Source organism: Anaerolentibacter hominis (assembly GCF_032380675.1).
GTDB classification, from domain to species: domain Bacteria; phylum Bacillota; class Clostridia; order Lachnospirales; family Lachnospiraceae; genus Anaerolentibacter; species Anaerolentibacter hominis.
Genome location: NZ_JAWDIX010000002.1, coordinates 63,116 through 89,083, shown reverse-complemented (window position 1 = coordinate 89,083; position 25,968 = coordinate 63,116). Strand labels below are relative to the sequence as shown.

The following is a 25,968-nucleotide window of genomic DNA, read 5'->3' as shown; positions in this document are numbered from 1 at the left end:
TCCTGCCTTTCGGCAGGGAGCTTCCCGTATGGGTAGGAAGCTCCCGTTTTATAACTGCCGGGTCATCAGACCCGCTTTACATCACTAAATTAGTCGTTAACCTGCCATTTCCATGGCTGCTTGTTGATTTCAAAGTCAGTGGTCTGAGAAGGAATACCGCTCATACGATTGCTGTATGCAAACAGGTTATTCTGGAAATACAACCAGATAAATCCGCACTGATCATAGATGTATTCGTTGTATTTATCATACCACGGTTTACGCTCTTCAAAATTAAGTCCTTCTCTACCCTTAGCAGAATACTCTGAATAGGTCTTATCCGTTGTCTGGGAGAAGTTGTTCAGAGCGCCTACTTTTAAGTTACCGGTACTCTCATCCGGGTCGATAGAGCCTGCAGAACCCATCAGGCAGAGATCAAACTTACCGTCACGGGCCGCATCCAGATGAGTCGGGAAATCCTGGGTAACGATCTGTGTCTTAATACCAATCTTAGCCAGATCCTGCTGAATCAACGGAGCGGATTTTTCACGGACCTCATTTCCGATCGGAACCAGGAACTGAAGCGTTCTGCTCTCATCCCATCCGGCATCTTTCACCATCTGGGCTGCCTTTTCAGGATCATATTCTACTTTCAGGTTCTCATCATAGTACAGATGATCTGGAGGCAGAGGACTGCAGGCTGCAACGCCTTCACCCTTCATCAGCTGGTTGATGATTACATCACGGTTAATTGCCAGGTTAATCGCCTGACGGATTTCCTTCGGCAGATAATCTTTTGTGGTATTACATACCAGATACTGATATCCAAAGGAAGAAAGAGACTCAGAAGATACATTGTCCATTGCCTGAACAGCTTCCCAGTCAGCTAACGGGATATTTCCGGAAGCGCCGCCGGCTACCAGATCAATTTCACCGCTCATCAGACCTGCCATCAGGTTGGAAGCAGGCATTTTACGGATAATAAAACGGTCAAAGTTAGGAGCTCCAAGATGATAGTCTTTATTTACCTTGAATTCGATACGCTCGCCGTCAACCTTGCTGTCGAAGATCATCGGACCGGAGCCAACCGGATGCTGCCAGAAATCAGCTGTTTTGATTTCAGACATCGGGATATCTTTTAAGAGATGTTCCGGCAAAATAAATGTATCACGATCCATCAGAGCAAAGATCGGCAGCGGGTCCATCGGCTGTTTCAGAGTAAACTCTACCGTATGCTCGTCAATTGCCTTGACTGCGATGGAATTCTCGCTTAATTCAGTACCTGTTTCGTCGGTTCCTGCATAGTTTAACATTCTGGTTTTTCTGGCCAGGTTCGCTTCCGGATCAGAGGCCAGCTGACAGGTAAATACTACGTCAGCAGCGGTAACAGGTTCTCCGTCATGCCATTTTGCATTGGGATTCAAGTGATATGTAATCTTATCGCTTGCGTCATTTATGTCCCAGCTCTCCGCAAGTCTTGGTTCAAAGGTACCGTCCCTGTTGATGACAATGAGACGGTCAAACATATTCTCATTTACAATATCCGCATGAGAACTGGTTGTGTTCATCGGCATAAGAGTATCCCAATCGGATGTCATAGCCATTGTGACTACTTTTTCTCCGCCGGAAGTCTTGCCGCTGTCCTTGTTGGCATCATCAGATGTCTGGGCATCGCCTTTTCCATCCGTCGGTGTCTCATCTTTTTTACCGCAGCCGGTCAGCATGCTGACAACCATGGCAAACACAAGAAGCAGACAGATTAGTTTGTGCTTTTTCATTTCCTTACCTCCTCATTTTAATGACCGGTCAGCCGTCGCCGGCCTTCCGCCATTCATAAATAAATATAATAATTGCAATATTGCCATTGCAAACATTGCCTTCGCGTACTAGATGTTCAGCTTGGAATCCAGAGCATCCCGGATACCGTCGCCCAGGAAGTTGATGGCTGAAATCGTCAGCACCAGCAGAATTCCAGGCGGAACCCACATCCACGGTCTGGTCGAGAGCACGGAAATGGACTGTGCTTCGTATAAAATATTACCCCACGATGCCTGCGGCGGCTGAACACCCATACCCAGAAAACTCAATGCGGATTCCTGAATAATCGCACTTGCGGTACGGAATGTAAATGCAATCAGGATCGGTGCAAAGGTGTTGGGGACAATATATTTTAAAATAATTGAAAAATCTTTAGTTCCAACCGCTCTTGCGGACTCCACGTATTCTTTTTCACGGGCGGAAAGCACGTTGCCGTAGATCAGCTTGGCAAACTGCGGCCAGCCCATAATACCGATTACCAGTGTAACCGTCCATACAGACGGTCCCACTACTGCGACCAGTACCAGAATCAGCATCATAGACGGGAATGACATAAAGATTTCAGAACACCGCATAATAACTGCTTCAAATGCCCCTCTGTAGTAGCCGGCGATCAGACCCAGCGGCACGCCGATAAACATGCTGATGATACTGGAAATAAGTCCAACCTGCAGGGACACCCTGCCGCCGTAAATCAAACGGGAAAATACATCTCTTCCGATATCGTCTGTCCCCAGAATATGCCCAGGTCCGGGTTTTGCCCCGAACGCCGCAACATCCGAATTAATCGGGTCCAGCTTCATTATGTAAGGGAGTATAATTACCAGGAACACTTCAATTGCAATAAAGATCAAACCGATCATAGCCAGCTTATGAGAACGGAACTTGCGGACTACATCGCGAAAATAAGATTCTTTTTTCTGTTTATTCGCCATCTTCGTCCCCTCCTATCTGCTGTGCCGGATCTTCGGATCCAGAATGCCATATACAATATCCAGTAAAATATTACCCAGCAATACGAAGATTGCCACAAAAACAGAGATTCCCATAATCGTCGGATAGTCACGGGAATTAATCGACGTAACCATCAGGCTTCCAAGCCCGGGCCATCCGAATATCTGTTCCGTTACTACCGCACCGCCGATGATAAACGGAAGGTTATTCGCCAGCACCGTTACAACGGGGATCAGTGCATTTCTCAGCGCATGCTTGATTACAACCCGTCCCTCGCCAAGTCCTTTGGCTCTGGCAGTACGGATATAATCTTCATTCAAAACTTCCAGCATACTTCCTCTTGTCTGACGCAGGATATTACCAATCTGCTGGATCGCCAGGACAACCATCGGCATCAGCATATGGATCAGAAGCGATCCAAGCGTCTTATTTCCAGCCGAGTCATACATACCGCCCATCGGCAGCAGCTTCAGCTTCACCGAGAAGAAATAAATCAAAAGCAGGCCGGCAAAAAAGTTCGGCATGGAAGAGCCCACAAACGATAAACCGGAAGAAATATAATCCCAGCCGGTATAAGGCTTATACGCCGACATAATTCCAAGCGGTATCGCGATCAGCATGGAAAATACCGTCGCGGAAATCGTCAGCAGCAGGGTAGGCCCGATTCGTTCCATGATCATGCCCAACACCGGCTGAGATGAACGATAGGACATCCCCAAATTACCCTGGAACATCTGCCCCAGCCATCTGAAATACTGAACAATTACCGGCTGATCCAGCCCCAATTCATGCTCCAGAGCCTGAATATCAGCGGCAGTTATCGTCGTATCACCGCCCAGGATCATCGCAACAGGGCTGCCGGTCGCCATATTGGAAATAACATAGACTAAAACCGTTATTCCAAAAAATGTCGGTATCGCAATGAGCAGTCGTTTTAATATGTATTTTTTCACTGTTTCCCTCAACCTCCGCTCTATTCGGACCAATGGTCACGGATATAATCGAAATGATCAACAAAATGACCATCCATATTGTTACTAATAATATCAGTAACAAAATTATTAGTCAATTATTACTTGTTCTATCCCCTGCTTTTTGTATATTGTGCACAATAAAAAAATGAAAATTTTATTAGTTTTACTACTTTACAAAATATAAAAAGAAGTTATTGCCATCCACTTTTCCTGCTAATCAGACGGCAAAACTTCTTTTTCATTGTTTTCTGACTTAAAATTATTCTGCTATTTTTCATATATTTCACAAAAAATATTACACGTTTTCCGTTACTCTTCTTTATTCATCAGGCCCTTTTTTACCAGCCTTCCCTCTACGAAACGGTCAAACCGAACCTTCAGAAATGCACCGATCGGCACAGCCGTCAGCATGCCAAGCAAGCCGCCCACCGCATTTCCCACCAGCAGTGAGACAACTACCAGCAGCGGATGAACCCGAATTGCATTGCTTAACAGTTTGGGATTCACATAATTACCGTCAATTGCCTGTACAACTACCAATAGTATCAGGGCTATAATCATTTTCTGATATTCTCCGGTCATCAGGCCCACCAGAGCCGTCCCCAGATACGCTATGAATGGACCGGCATACGGAATCAGATTACCAAGTCCCGCCAGCACACCGATCACGATGCTCATCGGAAGCCCCACAACCGCTAATATCAGACTGATGGTTACCGTCATAATGGCCACATCCAGCAGCTGTCCCCTGATATATCCGGAGAAAACCCGATCTGCATCCGAGACAGCACCTTTCATATGATCACATACCCGTCTGCTGAAAAAAGCATTCATGATCCGGTTCAGATATTCCCGGATTTTATCTTCCTCTACCATGAAATAAACAGAAAGCACCACACTGATCACACAGCTGCCCGCAAAACGGGATAAGCTCTGTAAAGAATATGCGGGGCGTTCCGTTATCTTCTGGACAAAGCCGGTTCCCATACCGGACAGATTATTATAAATCTCGTCCAGATCCGTCTGCTTCACCAGGGTAATCCCGGCACTCTTCTGAATCTCCATAACCTTGCTGCAAAAGCCATCATAACACTTGTTGCAGAAATCCATCACATTTTCCATCCGAAAAGAATCCATACTGCCTGCAACGTATCGGATAATAATGTAGGTTACCAGGACAATCACGAAAAGAGCGGCCAGATACACCAAAAACACCGCACAGCCTTTACAAAGCTTATCCCTGCCATGTAAAATCTTAATTTTTGTTTTTGACAGCCTCACAGCCAGTTTACGAACCACAGGATACAGTAAATACGCTAATACAAAACCACACAGGATGGGACCGACCATCAGTTGCTCCTCTCCCGGTCATGCATTGGCATTTTTTATCTTATCCCTGCAGCTCTACGAACTTCTTCAGCAGCTCGACACTCTTGTCAACTCCCAGAGAATCGCTCTTTAATGAAAGATGATAATTCGCAGCAGCTCCCCATTTACCATTTGCATGATAATTATAATAGTTCGCCCTTCTCTTATCCACCTTCAGAACATTCTCCTCTGCTTTATCAGGAGATAAATTATACAGTTCAACCGCACGTTTCACCCGGGAATCCAAATCAGCCCATATAAACAAATGGAGTACATCCGATCTGTCCTTCAAAACATAATCTGCACAGCGGCCTATGATAACACAGGGTCCCTCGTCAGCCACTTTATGGATGATCTCGGACTGCGCCAGATAAATTCTGTCGTCCAAAGACAGGTGTGCAAATCCAAATTCCTGATTTCCGTAAGCGTTCATCCCCATCGCGATGGAATAGAGCAAACTGTTTGTGGCTTTTTCTTCTGCCTTCTCAAATGCTGCCTCTGCAAAACCGCTTTCTTTTGCCGCTCTTGTAATCAGTGCGTTATCATAGTAAGGAATATTCAGTTCCTTCGCCAGACGCTCACCGATCTCACGGCCTCCACTACCATATTGTCTGCTGATCGTAATGATTTTACTCATATCGTTCACTCCTTCCTTTCTTTTACAACACTCAAACTTTAAAGTGTTCTAAGCGGATACTAATCTATTTCTTTTGTGCTATTATAACATATCTGCTCCGTAAAATCCAATTATTTTTATATAATATACACATACTTTTCATTATTGTGAGAAATGTTATAGTCAAATCCTGGCTATACCCGATTATTGAACAAACTGTCTGCTTAATTAAAAGGGACTTTCCATTTATATACCTCTTCATATCGCATGTTTACCTGCGATACTGTACAACAAACGATGATATGCTTCGTAAATCATTTTATTATAAATAAGAAGTATGAAACTACTTTGTTTCAAACTTCACTTGCCAAGAATAAAAATTCGTTATATAGTAAATAAATAGAAAAAACAGATGAACAGCGCTTTAGAAAAGCTACGATCTTACGATTCTTCAGAGAGCCGGTGGTTGGTGCGAACCGGTGAAGCGGCGGATCTTTCCACTTTTTCAGCTGCCGGTGAAAGCCGGAGGCCGGTACCCTTTATCCTACTATCAAGCGGCTGTCCGTGAGGGCGGCAATTTGGGTGGCAACGCGGAATCTTTTCGTCCCATAACAAGGGCGGGGAGATTTTTTTTTGCCAAAGTCAGGGTATTCCAAAAAAGCAGCCACCCGATGTGAGCTTGCTCACTGATCGGTGGTTTGCTTTTTTGGAATAGTTGGCGCAGCCTCAAATCGAGCGAACTTTGTTTGCGAGATTTGCCCTGGCTTTGGTTGCACTAAATCATCCAGGTGAGCTTGCTCACAAATTGGTGGCTTGCTTGTTGGGACTATATGGCGCAGCCATAAATCGAGCAAACGGCGTTTGCGAGATTTACCCCGGCTTTGGCTAACCTCACCATCCGACGGTGCTTCCGGAACGAATCGGCGCGGCCTCAAATCAGCCCTGCTCTGTTCATCAAAAACGAACCTATAAAAGATTATGTACAAATGGAGGAAAATAATTATGTTGGATTTAAAATTTGTGCGTTCCAATCCGGAGATCGTAAAACAAAATATACGCAACAAATTTCAGGATGCTAAGCTGGGACTTGTAGATGAAGTAATCGAGCTGGATTCCAAAAACCGCGCAACACTTCAGGAAGCAGAAAAGCTCAGGGCTGAGAGAAATAAAATCTCGAAACAGATCGGCGGCCTAATGGCGCAGGGTAAAAGAGACGAAGCAGAAGAAATGAAACGGAAGGTCTCCGAATTTTCCGCCCATTTAGAAGAACTGGAAGCCAAAGAACGGGAATATGGTGAAAAAATCACAAAGATCATGATGACTATCCCGAACATTATTGACCCCAGTGTACCGATCGGAAAAGATGACAGCGAAAATGTGGAAGTAGAACGCTTTGGCGAACCGGTTGTCCCGGATTTCGAAATTCCCTATCACGCTGAAATCATGGAACGATTTGGCGGCCTTGACCTGGACAGCGCACGCCGGGTTGCCGGCAATGGTTTCTACTATTTAATGGGTGACATCGCAAGAATTCACTCTGCAGTTATTTCCTACGCCAGAGATTTCATGATCGACCGTGGCTTTACTTACTGCGTTCCGCCTTTTATGATCCGCAGCGATGTGGTGACCGGCGTTATGAGCTTTGCTGAGATGGATGCGATGATGTATAAGATTGAGGGAGAAGATCTCTATCTGATCGGTACCAGCGAGCACTCCATGATCGGAAAATACATCGACACGATTCTTCCTGAGGAATCCCTTCCGCAGACTCTCACCAGCTATTCCCCCTGCTTCCGCAAGGAAAAGGGAGCACATGGTATCGAAGAACGTGGTGTTTACCGTATCCATCAGTTCGAAAAGCAGGAAATGATCGTTGTCTGCAAACCGGAAGACAGTATGATGTGGTATGACAAGCTCTGGAAAAATACAGTTGATTTATTCCGCTCTCTGGACATTCCGGTACGGACTCTGGAATGCTGCTCCGGTGATCTGGCAGATTTAAAAGTGAAATCCGTGGATGTTGAAGCATGGTCTCCGAGACAAAAGAAGTATTTTGAGGTAGGAAGCTGTTCCAACCTGGGAGACGCTCAGGCCCGCCGCCTGAGAATCCGTGTGGTAGGCGAGGGCGGCAAATATTTTGCTCACACCCTCAATAATACGGTTGTCGCTCCGCCAAGAATGCTGATCGCTTTCCTGGAAAACAACCTGAATGCAGACGGCAGTGTCAACATTCCGAAAGCACTCCAGCCATATATGGGCGGCAAGACAGTGATTACACCCAGCAAATAAATATAATTTTTTAAGCTAGAACAAAGAATCCCGCTTGCGGGATTCTCCGCCTGCGGCGGGTTGCTCTGGCAACACGATTCCTTTCCGCCGCAGTGTGATCCCCCGGAGGGTTTTTGATTACATAGGAAAGTTTGGAGAACTTTCCTATGTAATCAAACAGAGGTGTCTATCATTATAAATGACAGACACCTCTGTTATTTACACTTTCTGCCTCATCAGGCCATGGCGGTTGCAGTAGCAATAAATCATTCCATGTCCCTGGATCAAAAACCGGCCTTCCGCATTTCCCTCCGCATAAAGTTTGATCAGTTCCAGTTTATCCGACGTTACATAAGCAAGAAACGAAATATAATGTTCCTTTGTCATATCATGAGATATTGTTATAAAATATTCATCCTCCACCCGTTCCAACTGCATATGGTGAGCTTCATCTGTATCCTCCGCTTCCGAAACAGGAAGGGTAATGCCGCAGCAGCTGACAAGAGCTTCTCCGGTAGAGTGGATTACATTATGACAGACCGGACAGACATAAAATTTGGACCGAAGCATGTTGCTGGATTTATTTTGATTTACTATATAATCTCCTGATAAAAGTTCGATCACGGAAATATTAAGCGCTTCCGCCAATGGTTCAATCAGAGTAATATCCGGAAGCCCTTTTGCCGTCTCCCACTTAGATATCGTTTTATCACTGACTCCCAGCACAGCAGCCAGTTCCAGCTGGGTTAATCTCTGATCTTCCCTTAGCCTCTTAATGGCAGAGCCTGTAATATAATTGTCCATGAGACGCACCTCCTTTCATCAAAAGATTACCATCCATCTTTACAAACGGCAACCTACGATGCGTAGAGTTAAAAAATGCGAACCCTGCAAATCAAAGTGCTTATACCTGTTTCTGCTTACGATGCTTCCATACCGCACAGTCAATGAGAGTCTGTCTCAGCTGATCCAGGGATATCGGTTTCGCAAGATGCCCATTCATTCCTGCCAGCTGGGCTTGTTTCGCATCCTCCGCGAAGGCATCCGCTGTCAAAGCAATAATTGGAAGCTCTTCTATCCGCTCCATTTTGCAGCTGCGGATTTTCCTTGTTGCATCATACCCGTTCATAACCGGCATCTGCACATCCATAAAGACCAAATCATAGTATAGCGGCGGATGGGAACAAACTGCTTCTACCGCTTCATTTCCATTCCTGGCAATTTCGATGCGTGCTCCCAGCATTTCCAGCATCTCTGCAGCAATCTGCCGGTTAATCTCGTTATCCTCCACCAGCAGGATGCGAAGTCCTGCGATGGTATTTCCTTCCCCATCTATTTCTACCGGCTTGCTCTCTGCCGAAGCGTTGCTCTTAGTAAAACAGAGAGTAATAAAAAATCTTGTACCCTTTCCATATTCACTTTCCACACGGATATCTCCGCCCATAATGGTAATCAGATTTTTTACGATTGTCATTCCCAGCCCGGTACCTGATACACGGCTGGTCCGGCTGTCATCCTCCCGGCTGAAAGGCTCAAAAATATGTTCCAGATAGTCCTTTTTCATTCCTATTCCAGTATCCCGGATCTCGAACTGATATGTCCCTGTCCTCGGTTCATTTTGTTTTAGTTCTTTCAGGCTGAAATATATGTTACCCTGTTCTCCCGTATACTTGGAGGCATTATCCAGAATATTAACGAGAATCTGCCGCAGCCGTTTTTCGTCTCCGCAAACCTGCAGGTGAATTCCTTCCTCAATCCGGATCTGAAGTTCCTGGTTTCTATTTTCCAGAGAGAGTCTGATCAGCTCTGCAGAATCCCTCATCAGCTTATCCAGGCTGAATTCATGATTTTCCAGCTTGAAGCTTCCGCTTTCTATTTTACTCACATCCAGAACTTCATTAATCAATCCCAAAAGATGGGCGCCGGAGCCAGCAATCTTATCAAGGTAATCTCTTATCTTATCCTCGTCGCTGATATGCATCCGTGCCAGCTCTGTCAATCCCAGAACAGCATTCATGGGGGTACGGATATCATGACTCATTTTCGACAGAAACTCACTTTTTGCCTGATTGGCTTTCTCCGCTTTCTGGAGAGCATCCTCCAGCAGGAACTTCGCTTTTCTCTCCTTTTCCAGTGTTTCCTCCTGAATCCTTCTCTCTTCATCAATGTTCCGTGACAATGTGATTTCAATCAGATCCTCTGTATAAGGGCTTTCCACACGTACTACCTGTGTAAAATTCCAATGATAGCTGCCATCCTCCCCGAAATGGGGTACCTGCATTGTCACCATGCGCTCTCCGCCCGTAAAAGCATCAATCAGAGACTGGCGGGAAAACTTTTCATAAAATTTTTTTCTATAGTCAGGGTGGACTGTTGCAAGCTCAAATTCAATCAAATCATCGAAGTCACCTTCATCAGCGGGCTGTTTCACCGGAAGACGGGCATATTCAAGCATATGATACGTCTTTTTCGTAAGATTGACGGCAATCAGCATCTGGCAGGCTATGCCAGCCGCTGTGGCCAGCTGGCTGATCTCTACATTCCGCTGCTGTTCCATCAGGTATTCATCCTGAATATCCCGGTACACCAGCACACACCAGCACTCTTTTATGCTTACTCCAATCTTTGCTGCGGTGAACTCAACCATATGATAGCTTCCATCTGGCGTCAGCCTCCGCAGTCTCCTGGAAATCTGTTTTTTTCCCTCTCCAAAGCGTCGCAGCATGGCCTCCCTGGAAAAATAACTGTTAAAGCACTCCAGATCATCCGGATGCACAACCTTTCTTGCATACTGACGGTTTTCTATGCCAAAACTACCTTGTTCGGGAATGTCCGTCCACATAACATCTTTCTGACAGTTAACATAATAATCTGCTGTTAGATTTGCTATAATACATTCGTCAAATACAGTTACAAGGCTCTGTGCATACATTTTCTCTATCTTTTTTAAGCCCTGCTCTTCCTCAAAATTCATCTGATGCGGGGCAGCTGTTACCACAATGGCAGGGATATATCCATCCCAGGTGATCCTGCTCGCTGTAACATCGACTGTAGTCTTCTGAAGAGGGTCATAACAGACAATGCGGTTAGATTCCTTATCTCCCAATCCGTTAAGCGGACAGTTGGCGCACACTTCAGGCCACACGTCATGGCACTTCACCCCGATTGCAGCTCTGCCTCTTCCAGTATCTTCGCAGCGCTTATTAAAATACAAAAGCCGATGGTTTTCTTCCTTAATAACATAAACACTGGTTTCAGTCATTGCATTCAACAAATTTGCCAGATTATTTTCCGCCATACCATCACTCTCCATCCCGCTTATATCGGCTCCTTACTACATAATATATTTGAATTTAAGTATACACTCGGTCAGAAAAAATAGAAAGAAAAACAACAGTACTTTGCCGTCCAGTTTTTTACAAAATTCCTTTCCGCCGCAGTCCGATCCCCCGGAGGTTTTTTATTGCATAGGAAAGATTGGAGAACTTTCCTATGCAATAAAAAACCCGGGCCTCTCTGCTTCTGCAGCGAGACTCGGGTTTCCTGCTTATATTTCTAATATGTATATTTTTAAAGTCTGGCAGCCTTCTTCGTCAGACGAGCAGAAGCATCCACCACCGGTCCCAGACAAAAGGTAAAGATAATCGTCCCCAATCCGATCTCACCGCCCAGAAGAAATGCAATCGCCACGCCGGCTCCCTCAATAACGATCTTGCTTATCCAGATTTTACAGCCCCGCTCCTTCAGTGCAACCATCAAATCATCCACCGGTCCAGCCGGAAACTCAGAGGTAACCACACAGCCGACGGCAAAACCGACAATAATAAGACCCAGCAAAAAGAGCAGAAGAGAATTCCAAAAATCAGTCCCCTGTACATCGGCCAGAACAGACTTCCATATATCGGTAAAGATACCCGTCAGGAAAGAGGTAATAAATGTAGTAATCCGCGGCCAGCCTCTTCTCACAACAGCGGACAGCAGAAGGCAGACCACCGCAGTAATATAAACCGCTATAGACGTATTCACTCCAAGCTTTTCCGCCATCGCAAAATTCATCGCGTCAATTCCGCCTGCACCCAGGTGAGCATTGATTGTCAAAACAATACCCAAAGGCATCAAGCTAAAGCAGCAAACATACAGGATCAGCCGTTTCACCAGTTCTCCGGGCGGCATAGCCTTTATCTTTCGAAACATCCGTTGTCCTCCCACATATACCATTTTTTTCAGTATAACCTGAGCAGAAGACTCCCGGCAAGCAGTTTCTTACATGACCTCGCCGCAGTTTTCTTATTCTTCCCTTTTTGATTGCCGGCAGGGCATTTTCACCTGAGGCTTTGCCACAGGTTTCTCACCTTTTAGTTCTTCACTTTTCATTATTCATTCTTCATTTGCCTAACCACATCCCGCGCCACTTCTTCCAGCGTTACATTATTTTGACGCGCAGCGGCAGCCATATCTTCAAATTCCGGTTTCCATTTCTCAACACCATAGCCGCAGCCCTTTTTCACATTGATCTCCCCAAACCGTGTACTGACTTTAACCCGTTTTCTCTCCAGGGCATACCGGCTGCACATTGTTTTGCGCACCCCGAACGTAGAGGTATGTTTTAATATTAATCCCGCTATCCGGTCACAGTCCTCTTTTTTGCACAGGCAGGTGAGAATCTGGGCCGGACGGTTCTTTTTCATCTGCACCGGTATCGTATAGACGTCCAAAGCTCCCTCTGACAGCAGAAGCTCTCTTGCAAACCCAACAGCTTCTCCTGTCATATCATCCAGATTACAGCTCAGTTCAGCAATTTCTTCATTGGCTCCCGCAGCCTCATCCGTTTCACCAGCAAAGACACGCACGCAGTTAGCCATCTCGAATTCCTTGTTTCCCATGCCATAACCGATACCCGTCACAGTCATAACAGGCATCCCTCCGAAACCTTCCGCAAAATGTTTCACAAGCGCGGCACCGGTCGGGGTGCATAACTCTCCCTGAATCCGGCCGCCAAAAGTAGGCACACCCATTAATATATGTGCTGTAGCCGGGGCCGGCACAGGCAGAACGCCATGTGCACAGTGAACATGCCCTGCACCCACATGAATCGGTGAGGCATAAATATGATCAGGAGCCAGTTCCTCAATCAGCATGCAGACTCCCACAATATCTGTCACCGCATCCAGCGTACCAACTTCATGGAAATGAATCTCCGACACATCCTTTCCATGAGCTTTCGATTCCGCCGCCGCAATTAAGTGATAAACACCAATTGCATTCCGTTTCACCCAGTCGGAAACAGATAAATTTTGAATCAACGTCTCAATATCCTCCATAGAAGCATGGTGGTGTGCATGTCCATGGTCGTGATCGCTGTGAACATGATCTCCATGACTATGCTCATGATTTTCTTCGTGGCTGTGATGTTCATCGTGATTATGGTGATCGTGGTCCTCGTGATCATGATGGTGGTGATCACCGTGGTCATAATCATGGCTGTGCTCTTCCTCCCCATTCACCAGCACAGTAACATGATTGCCGGTGATACCACACTTAACTGCGCTGTTTCTTTCCATCCTCACGCCAGGAATCCCGATACGGTTCATGCGGCTGATAAAACCATCCTGATCCGGAAGTAAATCCAGCAAAGCAGCCGTCAGCATATCTCCGGCCGCACCCATACCACACTCAAAAAATAACGTCTTCATAAAACTCCTCCTTAAAGCCAGAAAGCAACATCCCTCCGGCGAAAAATCAAATGGCACACTTCCCGTTGCATAACCTAATTATATTTCACTGTTCCGAAGGGGAACATTTTCACCCGCTCAAAGAGCGGTTTTTCACCGAGCTGCAAGTATGAAGCTCGTTTTCACTTGCGGCTTCGCCGCAACTGTCACCCATTCTTCCGTTCTTCACGCTTCCTTCATCTCAGCTCTTACTCCGTTCTTCGTTCTTCACTCTTCCTTCTTCCCTGCTCTTACTCCGTTCTTCCTTCTTCCTTCTTCGCTATCCCCTATCGATTAATCATCCCCGCCAGATATCCGGCTCCGAAACCATTGTCGATATTGACCACGCTCACCCCGCTGGCACAGGAATTGAGCATGGAGAGCAGTGCAGAGACGCCTCCAAAATTTGCGCCATATCCAACACTGGTCGGCACTGCAATCACCGGGCAGTCCACCAGACCGCCGATCACACTGGCAAGCGCGCCCTCCATTCCGGCAACGGCAATCACCGCCTGGGCATCCAGCAGGACATCCAGATTCGAAAGAAGCCGGTGAAGCCCCGCTACTCCCACATCATACAAGCGGGTCACTTTATTCCCCAGAACCTCTGCCGTCAGAGCAGCCTCTTCACAGACAGCCATATCACTTGTCCCTCCGGAAGCTACAACAATATTTCCTCTCGCGGCACGGTTCGTATCAGGCAGTGCAATCCCCACTTGAGGAATCGGATGATAATCCAGCTCCATTTCACTTTCCAGCAGTTTGGCTGCCTCCGGTGCCATACGGGTGATTAGAATATCCCGGCTGCCGTTTTCTGCCATCGATTTTGTAATGCCAAGGATCTGTTCCGGTGTCTTGCTGCGGCCGTAGATCACTTCCGCGGCTCCCTGGCGCAGCCCCCGGTGATGATCTACCTTCGCATATCCCAAATCCTCAAAGGGCTGGATCCTCAGCTTTTTTACCACTTCCTCCGGAGACAGATTCCCCTCTTTTACTTCGTACAGCATTGTCAGAAGATCTCTCTTGTTCATTTTCTCCCCTGCCTTTCTATCCTCTTGGTCCCAGGTCCAGATAGACCTCCGGATACCACTTCATTAATTCTCTGTAAATCATTTCCCGCATCTGAATAACCTGTTCCATCTGTTCCGCCTTGACCTGCAGTCTGGCCGCCTTACCAGCCATGCGTACCCGGAAATCTTCAAATCCCAGCGCCATCAGAAATGCTTCCGCAGCTTCCGTAGCTGTCAGCACCTGCGCCGTCAGCGGCACTCCTGTCGGTATCCGGGTAGCCAGACAGGCATACGCCGGTTTCTTCCAGGTAAACAGACCGGCTTCTCTGGAGTAATCACGGATCTGCGCCTTGGTCAGCCCGCATTCCCTCAAGGGTGAAACTACCTTAAGTTCTCGCAGTGCCCTCATTCCCGGACGGTCGCCCGCGTCATCCGAGGCATTTGTGCCGTCCATGAGAAGCTCGCAGCCATCTGCAGCCGCATGGTCCAATATAGAAGTAAATATTCTTTGCTTACAATAATAACAGCGGTCGGCAGGATTTGATACCACCTTTTCATCAGCCAATACATCCAGTTCGATCACAGTCATGCCGCACTGCATTTCTCCCGCCAGTTTCAGCGCATCCTGATATTCAAATTCCGGCTGAAACTGACTTTTCACATAATAGGCATGGAGATCACAGCCACATTCACACGCCGCATACATCAGATAAGCGGAATCGACTCCCCCGGAAAATGCCAGGGCAGCCCGTCTGTGGTTATGAAAAAACTCCCTCAAGTTGTCAGGAATCGTTCGGCTCATTGTTCTTCTTCCTTTCGCTATGATTCGGACAGAGTATCCGCTTCTACAATCCGGGTACTGATCCTCTCTGCCAGCGCCCGGTTATGGGTTATAATCAACATTCCAAGTTCTCTTTTTTCTGCTTCTTTCAGTATAAACTGCCACATCTGCGCCTGTGTAATCACATCCAGCATGGTGCTCATTTCGTCCGCCAGCAAAAATCTTGTCCCGTCAAACAGGGAGCGTGCAATACAAAACCGCTGCAATTCCCCGCCGGAGAGCTCCCTTGGGAATCGTTCCAGCCACTCATTTTCTATTCCCAGCGCCTCTCTCACTTCCTCTTTAAACATTCCGGACTCCTCCAGAACACGGCGCATTCTCCATCTTGGATTGATGGCTTTCTCCGGGTGCTGATAGATCAGCTGAACCGGGCTGACGCCTTTTCCCGGCAGGGGTTTTCCATCCAGCAGGATTTCTCCTTCCGCCGGCTTTTCAAATCCGGCCAAAAGCTTCGCCAGTGTGCTTTTGCCAAATCCGCTGGGCCCGATCAGGCCTACCCGCTCTCCCTGATGAATCGTCAGATTTACATGGCGCAGTATCCAGGGAGACTTTGTTCCATAACGAAAGCCCACATCCCTCGCTTCAAGTTGCATACAGGCACCTCACTTCCCCGTCTCTGATCCGTCTCATCGGGATTGTGCCAGTACGGCACTCTTTTGCCGCTTTCCCACATCTGGGGGCAAACAGGCAGCCCTGCGTAATTTCCCCTGCATAAGGCTGAAAGCCCGGAATCGGTGCGAAACCATTCTGTGGCAGCGCGTTCCAGAGTGCCCTGGAATAGGGGTGGCGAAGATCCTCCCCCTTTCCATGAAAGTCGGCTGCATCGGCCAATTCAAGGGTTGTTCCGCCATAGAACACGCCGATGCGGTCGGCTACCTCCAGAGCAATGTCAATATCATGGGTAATCAGAAGGACGGCTTTGCCGGAATCCGCCAGTTCCCGGAAACAGTTGAGTGCTTCCCTGGCCAGCGCAGCGTCCATACCCGGCGTGGGCTCATCCGCTATAATCAAATCGGCATCACTGATGACCGCGGTAGACACCAGAACCCGTCTGGCCATTCCCCCGGAGAGCTGAAAGGGATATAATTTATTCACTCCGTCCTCCAGGCCGAGACGATGAAATATGTCCTTTTGTGCCTCCATCTTTTTTCTGCCTGCTCCCTGCACCTGCTGCCTTACTTTCATCAGTGGGTCCAGGAAAGAGACAGACTGGGGTACCAGCGCCATTTCTCTTCCTCTCAGAGAAGCCTGCCTCGTTTCATCCAATAGCTCTCCCCGATAACGAATCTCTCCTTCCGTTACAGAATTCTCCGGAAGAAGCCCCATAACCGCGTGGGCCAGCAGGCTTTTGCCGGAACCGCTGGAACCGGCAATTGCTACGATCTCTCCCTCGCAGACACGGATGTTTAAGTCAGAAATCACCTTTAAGTAATGCTGCTCCAACGCGGAATGGTACATGCGGAACGAAACCGACAGATGTTCCACTTCAAGCACCGGTGTTCTCTCTTCTACCATTGGGTTCCCTCTCTTTCCAGCCGCCGGACCTGATTTCCGGCAGGCTTATCCATTTCGCAATTATTCCTGGGCACTGTAAGGGTCCAGGATTCTCTTCAGGCTCTCTCCCAGCCGGTCGAACAGCAGGACGAGAATCACCAGCATAAGTCCCGGGAAGAAAGCCAGCCACCACTTTCCGGCAGATAAGTATTTCATGGATTCCGCCAGGATAATGCCGATGGCAGGCTGTTCCGGGGACAGGCCGAACCCCAGAAAGGTCAGACCTGACTCATGCATAATCGCATGAGGGAACATTAAGATCAGTCCAATAATAAACTGTGGTATCATATGGGGCAGTATATGGTGCACGGTGATCCACAGGCTGGATTTGCCAAGCTTTCTGGAAACCGCAATATACTGTTCCGAACGAATCTGCAGTACTTCCCCCCGGATCAGCCTGGCAAGGCCGGTCCAATGAGTAGCGGCAAGACCGATCAGGACACCGGTCAGCCCCCGTCCGCAGGCAAAACAGATAAGGATCAAAAGAACCATATGGGGAATCCCCATTACCAGGTCAATCAGCCAGCTGATAAAATGGTCCACGGCTTTTGAACCCGCCGCGGCCGCAACCCCCACAAACAGCGCAATCACCGCGCTGACCGCTGACGCAACTGTACCTACTAAAATGCTGGTGGACAGTCCCTTGATGGTGCGGATCAGCATGTCTCTTCCCAGCATATCCGTTCCAAAAGGATGCGCGGGGGATGGTCCCAGTCCCTTCTGGGCAAAGTCCGCCTGAATCAGATCATCGCTTAAAAAACAGCCGGCCAGGTAAACACCCAGGATTACAGCAAAGAGCAGGCAGGCCGTCATAACAGTTTTCGTCCGCTGATTCCATCTCCTTCCGGTTTTACCCGGATTCATCACCGCCTCATTCATGGCTGTAGCCCTCCCTGATCTGCGGGTCAATCACTCCGTACAAAATATTGGCAATCATATTCCCGGTAAATACAAACAAAGCAGAAAACAAAGTAATGCCTAGCAGCAGAGGAACATCTGACTGCATGGCTGCGGCAGAAGCCGCGGCCCCCAGCCCCGGATAGGAAAATACATTTTCCGCCAGCACCGAGCCGCCGAAGAGTTCACTGAAAGACCCGAACTGCATCGTGACGGCAGGAATCAGAATATTGCGCAGGCCATGGCGCTTTAATACCTGCCAGCGGCTTTCTCCTCTGGCCCTGGCAAATAAGACATAGTCACTTTCCAGCACATCCACCAGCTTCTCTCTTGTGTGCAGGGCTACATTAGCAAAAGAGAGAAAGCTGAGCGTCAGGGCCGGCAGAATCAAATGGTGAATCCGCTGCGCAAGCGTCACCTGGGCGCTGGCCACCCCTGCCGGGACCGCCATGCCCAGAGGGAACCACCCAAGCCCTACAGAAAAGATCATCAGAAATACTATGCCGATCCAGAAAGTGGGAATGGAACACATAATCAGACAGATCCGCTTTAGTATCCGGTCCGCCGGCCTGCCGTGAAACGCCCCCATCACACAGCCCAGGGCAAAACCCAAAACGCCGGAAAATACCCAGGCGGTAAGCATGAGGGCCAATGAAGCCAGAAATTTCTCTCCGATAATCTGTATGACCGGCCTCCGGTAAATAATCGAAGTGCCGAAATCACCTTTTATCAGGGCTTTCGCCCAGTTTATGTACCGCTTCACCGGCGGTTCGTGCAGTCCCCAGTATTCTTCAATGTTGGCGCGCTGCTCTCCGCTCAAACCCGGGACCGCCTCCACATATTGCTGTACCGGGTCAATCGGAGATAGATTCACCAGTATAAATGAGATGATACTAACCGCGATCAGCAGGGTAACAGCCCGGATCAGGTAACGGCCGGTAAATGTAAGATAGTGTTTCAGCTTCATATGATTTCCTCTATATTCATAAAATTACTGCATTTTACTGCCATTTCCACTCTTTCAGGTTGGCCACAAGCGGCCAGGCCGCTCCGTGGGCATGCAGCTTTTGTGTCCCAATAGAAAGTCCTTCTTTTACATAATAAAGATGGTGCATATTAACATAAAATGCCCAGGGTGCTTCTCCCCGCATGCTTGTACCGGTTGTCCCATCCCACTGGGCCAGTTTCCAGAACTCATAGGCTTCTTCCGGGCTTCCTGCATTCAGCGCTTTATCCAGATAACTGTCAACTGTCTTATTTTTAAAATTCTCCGGGTTATACCAGTCCGTATTTCCGGCATTGCTGCTGTGATACAGCATATAGCTGGTGACGGGATTAGAAGATCCCCATCCCATAATCATCGGCTCGGAGAACATTCTGGCTACTGTTTCTGTGCTGCTGACTCCTTCTACCTGAATAGAAATCCCAAGTTTTTCCCCTGCCTGATTTGCCACCGACATGGCAACGGCCTGGCGCATGGAATCTCCGGCAAAATACATCAAGTTAAATTCTGCTTTCAACCCGTCCTTTTCCCGGATACCGTCCCCATCTGTGTCCACCCATCCTGCCTTTGTGAGAAGATCACAGGCATAGTCCACATCCGTCTCTATCTTCGTCTCCGGATTCCACCAAGGCATCCCGTCACATTCTGTATAGGCAGGATCGGCAAAGCCATTCAGCGCCTCGCTGCATATTTGTTCCCGGTCGATCCCATAACACATGGCTTTTCGGACCGCAAGGTCACAGGTTACATCGTTGCCGACCGGATATCCGTCTTCCGTCACCGCTCCCTCATTTGGCACAACCGGCATGGTAATCCCCCGATTGTCCACCGAAGCGACCGACACCAATTCCATTCCGGCAATCTCGCTCTGTGCCACAGTCGGAGATGTCAGACAGATATCCACCTGCCCGGACTGAGCTGCTACAAATCTGGCATCTTCATCCTCAATGACTAAAAATACGGCGCGTTTTATTTCCGGCGCAGTTCCATAGTAATTTTCATTGGCCTCCAGTATAAACTGCTGTCCCTTGTCCCATTGTACCATCTTATAAGGGCCGGAACCAATGGGATTTACGCCGAAGTCATCTCCGTAGGCATGTTCCGGCACAATTCCAGTCTGCGCTGTAGTAAATGCAAAAGTAGAACTGGGTTTGTTCAACTGAAATACCACCGTCGTGTCATCTGGCGCACTGACTTTGTCCAGCATAGTAAGATCCACCAAAGAGGCACTCTCCTTGGCTGTTCTATATGTAAAAGCCACATCACCGGCGGTCAGCTTCTCCCCGTCTGTAAAATAGACGTCATCCCGGATGTGAAATGTCCAGGTCAGCGCGTCCTCACTGACCGTATAGTCCGTCGCCAGGTCATTGACCAGCTCGTTATTGCCGTTTACCTCCAGCAGGGTACTGAAAATAATCGGCCCTGTTGTGCCGTATCCCGTACAAGGGTCCCAGCTTGTTGGTTCACTGGAGAATCCTATCGTCACTTCACTTTTTTTCTCTTCCTTATCCAGCGTTTCCTGCCCTGTTACCATCTCCGGCTCCTTTTTCCCGCATCCGGTAAAGGTCAGAATCAAGGCCAGAAGGCAAATACTCATCCCAATCTTTTTCATGTTTATCCCCTTTCAAAGCATACTTCCACAATGTAAATCACATCAAAATAAAAAAAGCACACATACATGATCCCTCATGTACCTATGCCTTCCTGACATCATTCCCTATATACTTAAACCTGCAAAATCTATACACATATACCTATGCCTAAACCGTACACCCGCCTCGATCACATCCGGCTGACTGATACAATAGCGGTCTGCAAACTTTTCCCGATCTTCTGACAGGGACAGCCGGTCTTCCTGACCAGTCCAATCGTTTGTAAACTCAAACTACAAGCTACCTTAAACACAGCATTATTATTATATGAATCTTTTCTTTTTCTGTCAAGTGAGGTAGTTTTCTTACAAATGAATACGGGGATAATATTTGTTTATTCAATAATATATATGGAATATATCTGCTTTTCCTATATATTTTCCCATGATAAGATACCATCAACAGACAGGAAACGCCGCATAAAACAAACGGCTATCCGGTCATGTAACCAGCAAAGTATGTGGATATTAAACCACAGTTTATAAGGAGGTAAGCAGTTTGAATATGAATTATAATCCCTATGATAATATGCTTTCAGTCCTGGACCAGGCAGCGCAAAAGCTGGGACTCCGGCCGGATGAATATGAGATTTTACGCCATCCGGAGCGTGAAATCAAAGTATCCGTACCCGTCAGGATGGATGACGGCAGCGTAAAGGTCTTTGACGGATACCGCGTGCAGCATTCCAGTTCCAGGGGTCCCTACAAAGGAGGAATCCGCTTTCACCAGGATGTTAACCTGGATGAGGTAAAAGCTCTGTCCGCATGGATGACATTAAAATGTGCAGTTGTCAACATTCCCTTTGGAGGTGCAAAAGGTGCCATCCGGGTCAATCCCGCTAAACTTTCCAGAAACGAATTGATTCGGCTTACCAGACGCTATACCACCAGAATTCTGCCTCTGATCGGACCAGAGCAGGATATTCCTGCTCCAGATGTAAACACAAATGGCGAGGTAATGGGCTGGATCATGGATACTTACAGTATGTTTAAAGGGCACTGTGTCCCCGGCGTAGTCACCGGCAAACCAATCGAGCTGGGCGGCTCTGTCGGCAGAGTGGAAGCCACCGGCAGGGGCGTCAGTATGATTGCCTATGAAAGTTTTAAGCAATTCAGGATTGATCCGGCAAAAGCAAGAATTGCCATACAGGGTATGGGAAATGTGGGAGGTACGGCAGCTGAAATCTTCTACAACAATGGACAGAAGATAGTGGCCGTCAGTGATTATTCTGGAGGCGTTTATAAGCCGGATGGACTGGATATTCCCGCTATCCGCAAGTTCTTGTCTGTGCGCGGCCATCTGCTCAAAGATTATCAGGCTTCTGATGTTGCACACATCACCAACGATATTCTGTTAGCCTGTGACTGTGATATATTAATACCGGCCGCCCTGGAGAATCAGCTGACTGCAGAAAACGCATCTTCTGTAAAGGCGTCTCTGATCATCGAGGCCGCCAATGGTCCTACCACAGTGGAGGCCGATCAGATCCTGGAGCAGAATGGAAAAATTGTAGTGCCGGATATTCTTACCAATGCAGGAGGTGTTGTCGTTTCTTACTTCGAATGGGTACAAAATATCCAGAATCTGACCTGGGAACTGGAAGAAGTAAATAAAACATTGGAAAAGATTATGTTAAAAGCCTTCCAGGATGTTTACCGAACCAGTGCAAAATACCACTGTTCCATGCGGCTTGGAGCAAATATTGTCGCTCTGAACCGTCTGTGCACCTCCATCCGTATGCGCGGAGGCCCAATCTCCATGAATTAAATAAATATTGAACACACCTTATCTTTTAAAAACAAACGCCGGTACGTTCCGCAAATCGTCCTATTGAAAATCAAGAAAAGCACCTGAAAAGGTGCTTTTCTTAGTTAAGTTAAATTGAATAGAGAGAACGCGGCATAGCCTTAAACAGCAGCCAGCCGGTTCTCTCTATAAGGAATTGAGTCTATAAACATTGATCTGAGTCATGGGCTGACGTCAAATCAAACGCTTATCAATCGTGTCGGACAAAGAAAATACACCAGCAATTACTTGATAATTTCATAACCCTGCTGTGCTATTTTTTCTTCCACCGCTTTTACAATGGCGCAGGAATCCCATTCATCATTTTCAATCAGGCGGGTCAGATTCACTTCATTCTGGCGTATAGCCAACAGTTTTTCGTAGACGACGTCCAGATCTTCCTTCCGTATTACCACGATTCCGTCCGCGTCTCCCACAATCAGATCTCCGGGATGGATTACCTGTCCGCCGCAGGCGATATCTGTATTGATTTCTCCTGGCCCGTTCTTGTAAGGACCTCTTGCCGTCACCCCTGCTGCGTAGACAGGAAAGTCATTTTCCCGGAGGTAATCGGTATCCCGAATGCTTCCATCTACAACGAATCCGGCAATCCCTTTCTTTTCTGCCAGACGGTACATCACATCCCCGCAGACACTGTGGTTGGTATCGCCGCAGGCATTTACCACAACCACGTCGCCCGGCCGGGCCATGGTCAATGCTTTGTGAAACATCATATTATCCGCAATCGCGGCTTTTACGGTAAAGGCCGGTCCACAAATACTCATACTTTTTCCCATGGGACGGATATTATTATTCATGGCAAAAAGCCTTCCCATAACATCCGCGATATTAGCTACCGCACTGCCCCTGAATTTTTCCACTGTTTCCGGTTCGGGCCTGTCTATCTTATAGTTGATTCTCATACCTGGGTTTGACATCATTATCCTCCATTTCGAAGCGTTGGTACGCTTGCGCTACTATTTCATTAAATTCTGGATGGCGATTCCCTCTTTTTGGAATGCCTCCGTGATTGCTTTTATAAATTCAAAGGCTCTCGGCGTATCCCCGTGGACGCAGAGAGAATCTGCTCTTATATGAATCGTCATGCCGGAGATTGTCTCCACCTTACCCTCTTTCACCATGCGCAGGGAACGGCTGACCGCTTCTTCCACAGATTCAATCATGGCTCCCTTCACATTACGGGGCGCCAGCATACCATTATCCAGATAGCCTCTGTCGCCGTAAACTTCGCTTACTGTCCTAAGTCCTGTCTCCTCCGCCACCTTTAGCAGCAGAGAACCGGCGTGTCCGAACATGAGAAGATCGCTGTCAATCTCATAGACAGCCTCGCAGATCGCTCTTGCTGTGGTTTCATCCATCATGGACAAATTACCCAGAGCGCCGTGGGTTTTCACGTGCTGGAGTTTCATGCCCCGGCTTTTTGTAAAGGCCATCAGCGCGCCAATCTGGTATTTCATATAATTTTTAATTTCCTTCGGCTTAAGCTTCATGTCCCGCCTGCCAAATCCCATCAGGTCATAATATCCCGGATGAGCACCCACACCAACATCATATCTTTGGGCCAATTCCACCGTCCGTTCCATCACCATTGGATCGCCCGCATGCCATCCGCAAGCCACATTTGCCGATGTAATATACTGTATAATTCCTTCGTCATTGCCAATTTTATAACTGCCATAGCTCTCACCCAGATCACTGTTTAAATCCACCCTGAGCATGAAAACACCCCCTTCTTATATTTCTTCTTTTTCATCGACCTGCACGGAATAGGCTGTGCCATTAATGATAAGCTGGAAAGTCTTGGAGCTGATCACCCGCCTGGGTACGGATAGCCTTTCACGAATTTGACGCAGATTCCTGCGCTCTTTCCGAAATAACTCCTGTGCCTCTTCCACCGTTACAGGAACAAACCGCACCCTATCTCCGGTTTTGCACTGAGCCAGCCTGGGCAGGTCCGCCCGTATCACGTTGGCAATCTTGGTATAGCCTCCTGTACACTGCCGGTCTGCCATCATAATAATCGGTTTGCCGCCAGATGGAATCTGAACGGCCCCCATCGCGATTCCATCGGTAATAATGTTGCCGTCAGTTTTATGCTCCACCGCCGGTCCTTCCAGCCGGTATCCCATCCGGTCATTCTCCGCTCCTATCTGATAGGTTTCCGAAAAGAAAGTCTTAAGGCCTGTTTGCGTAAACCGGTCTTCCTGCGGTCCCGGAACAACTCGCAGCGCCACGCTGCCGCTATAATTGTTTTCCGCTGTTATCCTTCGTCCGGGCATGCCGCACAGGGTGGCTGCCGGGTTCCTGAAAGGGAGCCTGTCCCCCGCCTCCAGCTTTCTTCCTTTAAAACCGCCGAAGCCCGCCCGAAGCAGGGTAGAACGGCTGCCCATTACCAGCGGAATATCAAGTCCCCCCGCAAACGCGATATAAGCCCTGCAGCCGCTCTTTACTCCCTGGAAAGAAAGAATATCTCCCTTTCTCACGGTTACTGCTTCATACATCGGAAACGGATTTCCATTTAATACAGGGGTAAGATCGGCTCCCGTAACAGCAATTATATTATCTTCTTCAAATTCAAGAATCGGTCCCATTAAGGTTACTTCCAGCTCCGCCTCACAGGCATCATTTCCAACCAGAATATTAGCCAGCAGAAAAGCTCTCTCATCCATGGGCCCTGAGACCATGACGCCGTACTGCTGATATCCGTACCGTCCCTCATCCTGTACAGTAGTCAGAAGTCCGCCTGATCTAACAAAGATACTCACAGCATCGCCTCCTTCTTCTCATAAAGCCGATACTTATACCGGTTCTCCTCCACTTCCCGCTTAATCTGCATATATTCATTCTCTGTGATTGGTTCAAATTTCACCCATCTGCCCGCCCGAAGCAAAAAAATATCTTTTCTATTCAGATCAAACATCTTAAGTGGAGTCCTGCCAATGACGTTCCAGCCGCCCGGCTGATCCATGGGAAAAATTGTGGTCTGCGATTCCCAGATCGTGATGGAGCCCTGCGGTATTTTTACCCTTGGCTCCGGTCTGCGCGGAACAGAAAATGTCTTCTTGGGACTGCCGATATAAGCATTACCCGGGGAAAATCCGACCATATAGACAAAGCTCTCCTGCCTGGAATGGCGTCTGATTACTTCCTGTTCGCTTATCTTTTCTCTTCGTGCCACATCGCCCAGATCCGGCCCGTATTCTCCGCCATACAGCACGGGAATCACCAGTACCTCCCGGCTCAGGGAGGCATCCTCCGGATTGGTCTTAAGAAGCTCGTACAAAGTTTCGCAGAGTTTCCGGTAACCAATCACATCCGGGGCATAGTGCACCATCAGCGACCGGTAGGTGGGTATCAGTTCCCTTATCCCATCAATATGTGCTTTCTCTATCTGACCGGAGAAGGAGTTCACTCTCCGGTTTACCTCCAAATCGATTCTATTTTCAAACTCTACCGTAACCGCGGTCTCCCCCGCCGGCTTTATGACTGGTATCTTAGACACATGCCTCATTCCTTT

Annotated in this window: 22 protein-coding genes; 2 read left to right on the top strand and 20 right to left on the bottom strand. The window is 47.9% G+C overall.

Annotated elements, in window-relative coordinates:
- Positions 1 to 89 precede the first annotated feature (89 nt).
- From ABCW47_RS09600 to ABCW47_RS09580, 5 genes are all read right to left on the bottom strand, one after another.
- Complete coding sequence (locus tag ABCW47_RS09600) at positions 90 to 1,757, bottom strand: ABC transporter substrate-binding protein (protein WP_343209705.1); 1,668 nt, start codon at positions 1,755 to 1,757, stop codon at positions 90 to 92.
- 108 nt (positions 1,758 to 1,865) lie between these two features.
- Positions 1,866 to 2,732: an ABC transporter permease gene (locus ABCW47_RS09595; protein ID WP_343209703.1), complete on the bottom strand. Its 867-nt coding sequence runs from the start codon at positions 2,730 to 2,732 to the stop codon at positions 1,866 to 1,868.
- 12 nt (positions 2,733 to 2,744) lie between these two features.
- Positions 2,745 to 3,704, bottom strand: a complete 960-nt coding sequence (locus ABCW47_RS09590) for an ABC transporter permease (protein WP_343209702.1) — start codon at positions 3,702 to 3,704, stop codon at positions 2,745 to 2,747.
- Positions 3,705 to 4,034: 330 nt separating this feature from the next.
- Positions 4,035 to 5,075: an AI-2E family transporter gene (locus tag ABCW47_RS09585; protein WP_343209701.1), complete on the bottom strand. Its 1,041-nt coding sequence runs from the start codon at positions 5,073 to 5,075 to the stop codon at positions 4,035 to 4,037.
- 40 nt (positions 5,076 to 5,115) lie between these two features.
- On the bottom strand, positions 5,116 to 5,730 hold the full coding sequence (locus tag ABCW47_RS09580) for a cytidylate kinase-like family protein (protein WP_343209700.1): 615 nt from the start codon (positions 5,728 to 5,730) through the stop codon (positions 5,116 to 5,118).
- A 981-nt stretch (positions 5,731 to 6,711) separates the two neighbouring features.
- Here ABCW47_RS09580 and serS point away from each other — a divergent pair.
- Positions 6,712 to 7,998: a serine--tRNA ligase gene (serS, locus tag ABCW47_RS09575; RefSeq protein WP_343209699.1), complete on the top strand. Its 1,287-nt coding sequence runs from the start codon at positions 6,712 to 6,714 to the stop codon at positions 7,996 to 7,998.
- Between the two features lie 198 nt (positions 7,999 to 8,196).
- Here the strand turns inward: serS and ABCW47_RS09570 are convergent, their stop codons facing one another.
- The 11 genes from ABCW47_RS09570 to ABCW47_RS09520 form a co-directional block, all read right to left on the bottom strand.
- Complete coding sequence (locus ABCW47_RS09570) at positions 8,197 to 8,781, bottom strand: helix-turn-helix domain-containing protein (RefSeq protein WP_343209698.1); 585 nt, start codon at positions 8,779 to 8,781, stop codon at positions 8,197 to 8,199.
- A 100-nt stretch (positions 8,782 to 8,881) separates the two neighbouring features.
- Positions 8,882 to 11,275, bottom strand: coding sequence for an ATP-binding protein (locus tag ABCW47_RS09565; protein WP_343209697.1), 2,394 nt, complete (start codon positions 11,273 to 11,275; stop codon positions 8,882 to 8,884).
- 272 nt (positions 11,276 to 11,547) lie between these two features.
- The gene (locus ABCW47_RS09560; protein WP_343209696.1) at positions 11,548 to 12,171 is read right to left on the bottom strand and encodes a YczE/YyaS/YitT family protein; all 624 of its coding nucleotides are present in this window, start codon (positions 12,169 to 12,171) and stop codon (positions 11,548 to 11,550) included.
- Positions 12,172 to 12,350: 179 nt separating this feature from the next.
- Positions 12,351 to 13,670, bottom strand: coding sequence for a nickel pincer cofactor biosynthesis protein LarC (larC, locus tag ABCW47_RS09555; protein WP_343209695.1), 1,320 nt, complete (start codon positions 13,668 to 13,670; stop codon positions 12,351 to 12,353).
- A gap of 305 nt (positions 13,671 to 13,975) precedes the next feature.
- Positions 13,976 to 14,719, bottom strand: a complete 744-nt coding sequence (gene larB / locus ABCW47_RS09550) for a nickel pincer cofactor biosynthesis protein LarB (protein ID WP_343209694.1) — start codon at positions 14,717 to 14,719, stop codon at positions 13,976 to 13,978.
- Positions 14,720 to 14,735: 16 nt separating this feature from the next.
- The gene (gene larE / locus ABCW47_RS09545; RefSeq protein ID WP_343209693.1) at positions 14,736 to 15,500 is read right to left on the bottom strand and encodes an ATP-dependent sacrificial sulfur transferase LarE; all 765 of its coding nucleotides are present in this window, start codon (positions 15,498 to 15,500) and stop codon (positions 14,736 to 14,738) included.
- Between the two features lie 17 nt (positions 15,501 to 15,517).
- On the bottom strand, positions 15,518 to 16,132 hold the full coding sequence (locus ABCW47_RS09540) for an ABC transporter ATP-binding protein (protein ID WP_343209692.1): 615 nt from the start codon (positions 16,130 to 16,132) through the stop codon (positions 15,518 to 15,520).
- Entirely contained in the window at positions 16,122 to 17,054 is a 933-nt protein-coding gene (locus ABCW47_RS09535; RefSeq protein WP_343209691.1) for an ABC transporter ATP-binding protein, read from the bottom strand. The genes ABCW47_RS09540 and ABCW47_RS09535 overlap by 11 nt, the downstream gene beginning before the upstream one ends.
- Before the next feature lie 60 nt (positions 17,055 to 17,114).
- On the bottom strand, positions 17,115 to 17,972 hold the full coding sequence (locus tag ABCW47_RS09530; RefSeq protein WP_343209690.1) for an ABC transporter permease: 858 nt from the start codon (positions 17,970 to 17,972) through the stop codon (positions 17,115 to 17,117).
- Positions 17,965 to 18,957, bottom strand: a complete 993-nt coding sequence (locus tag ABCW47_RS09525) for an ABC transporter permease (protein WP_343209689.1) — start codon at positions 18,955 to 18,957, stop codon at positions 17,965 to 17,967. The genes ABCW47_RS09530 and ABCW47_RS09525 overlap by 8 nt, the downstream gene beginning before the upstream one ends.
- Positions 18,958 to 18,991: 34 nt before the next feature.
- Positions 18,992 to 20,605 carry an ABC transporter substrate-binding protein gene (locus ABCW47_RS09520; protein ID WP_343209688.1) on the bottom strand — a complete coding sequence of 538 codons (1,614 nt, stop codon included), beginning with the start codon at positions 20,603 to 20,605 and terminating at the stop codon, positions 18,992 to 18,994.
- A 538-nt stretch (positions 20,606 to 21,143) separates the two neighbouring features.
- Between ABCW47_RS09520 and ABCW47_RS09515 the strand changes: the two genes are divergently transcribed.
- Entirely contained in the window at positions 21,144 to 22,412 is a 1,269-nt protein-coding gene (locus tag ABCW47_RS09515; RefSeq protein WP_343209687.1) for a Glu/Leu/Phe/Val family dehydrogenase, read from the top strand.
- A 263-nt stretch (positions 22,413 to 22,675) separates the two neighbouring features.
- Here ABCW47_RS09515 and ABCW47_RS09510 read toward each other — a convergent pair whose 3' ends face one another.
- From ABCW47_RS09510 to pxpB, 4 genes are read right to left on the bottom strand one after another with little or no spacing between them, the layout of a single operon-like run.
- Positions 22,676 to 23,368: an RraA family protein gene (locus tag ABCW47_RS09510; protein WP_343209686.1), complete on the bottom strand. Its 693-nt coding sequence runs from the start codon at positions 23,366 to 23,368 to the stop codon at positions 22,676 to 22,678.
- Between the two features lie 39 nt (positions 23,369 to 23,407).
- On the bottom strand, positions 23,408 to 24,169 hold the full coding sequence (locus ABCW47_RS09505; protein ID WP_343209685.1) for a LamB/YcsF family protein: 762 nt from the start codon (positions 24,167 to 24,169) through the stop codon (positions 23,408 to 23,410).
- Positions 24,170 to 24,184: 15 nt separating this feature from the next.
- Positions 24,185 to 25,216, bottom strand: a complete 1,032-nt coding sequence (locus ABCW47_RS09500) for a 5-oxoprolinase subunit C family protein (protein WP_343209684.1) — start codon at positions 25,214 to 25,216, stop codon at positions 24,185 to 24,187.
- A complete protein-coding gene (pxpB, locus tag ABCW47_RS09495; protein ID WP_343209683.1) occupies positions 25,213 to 25,953 on the bottom strand; it encodes a 5-oxoprolinase subunit PxpB in 741 nt (246 codons plus the stop codon). The genes ABCW47_RS09500 and pxpB overlap by 4 nt, the downstream gene beginning before the upstream one ends.
- Positions 25,954 to 25,968: the final 15 nt, after the last annotated feature.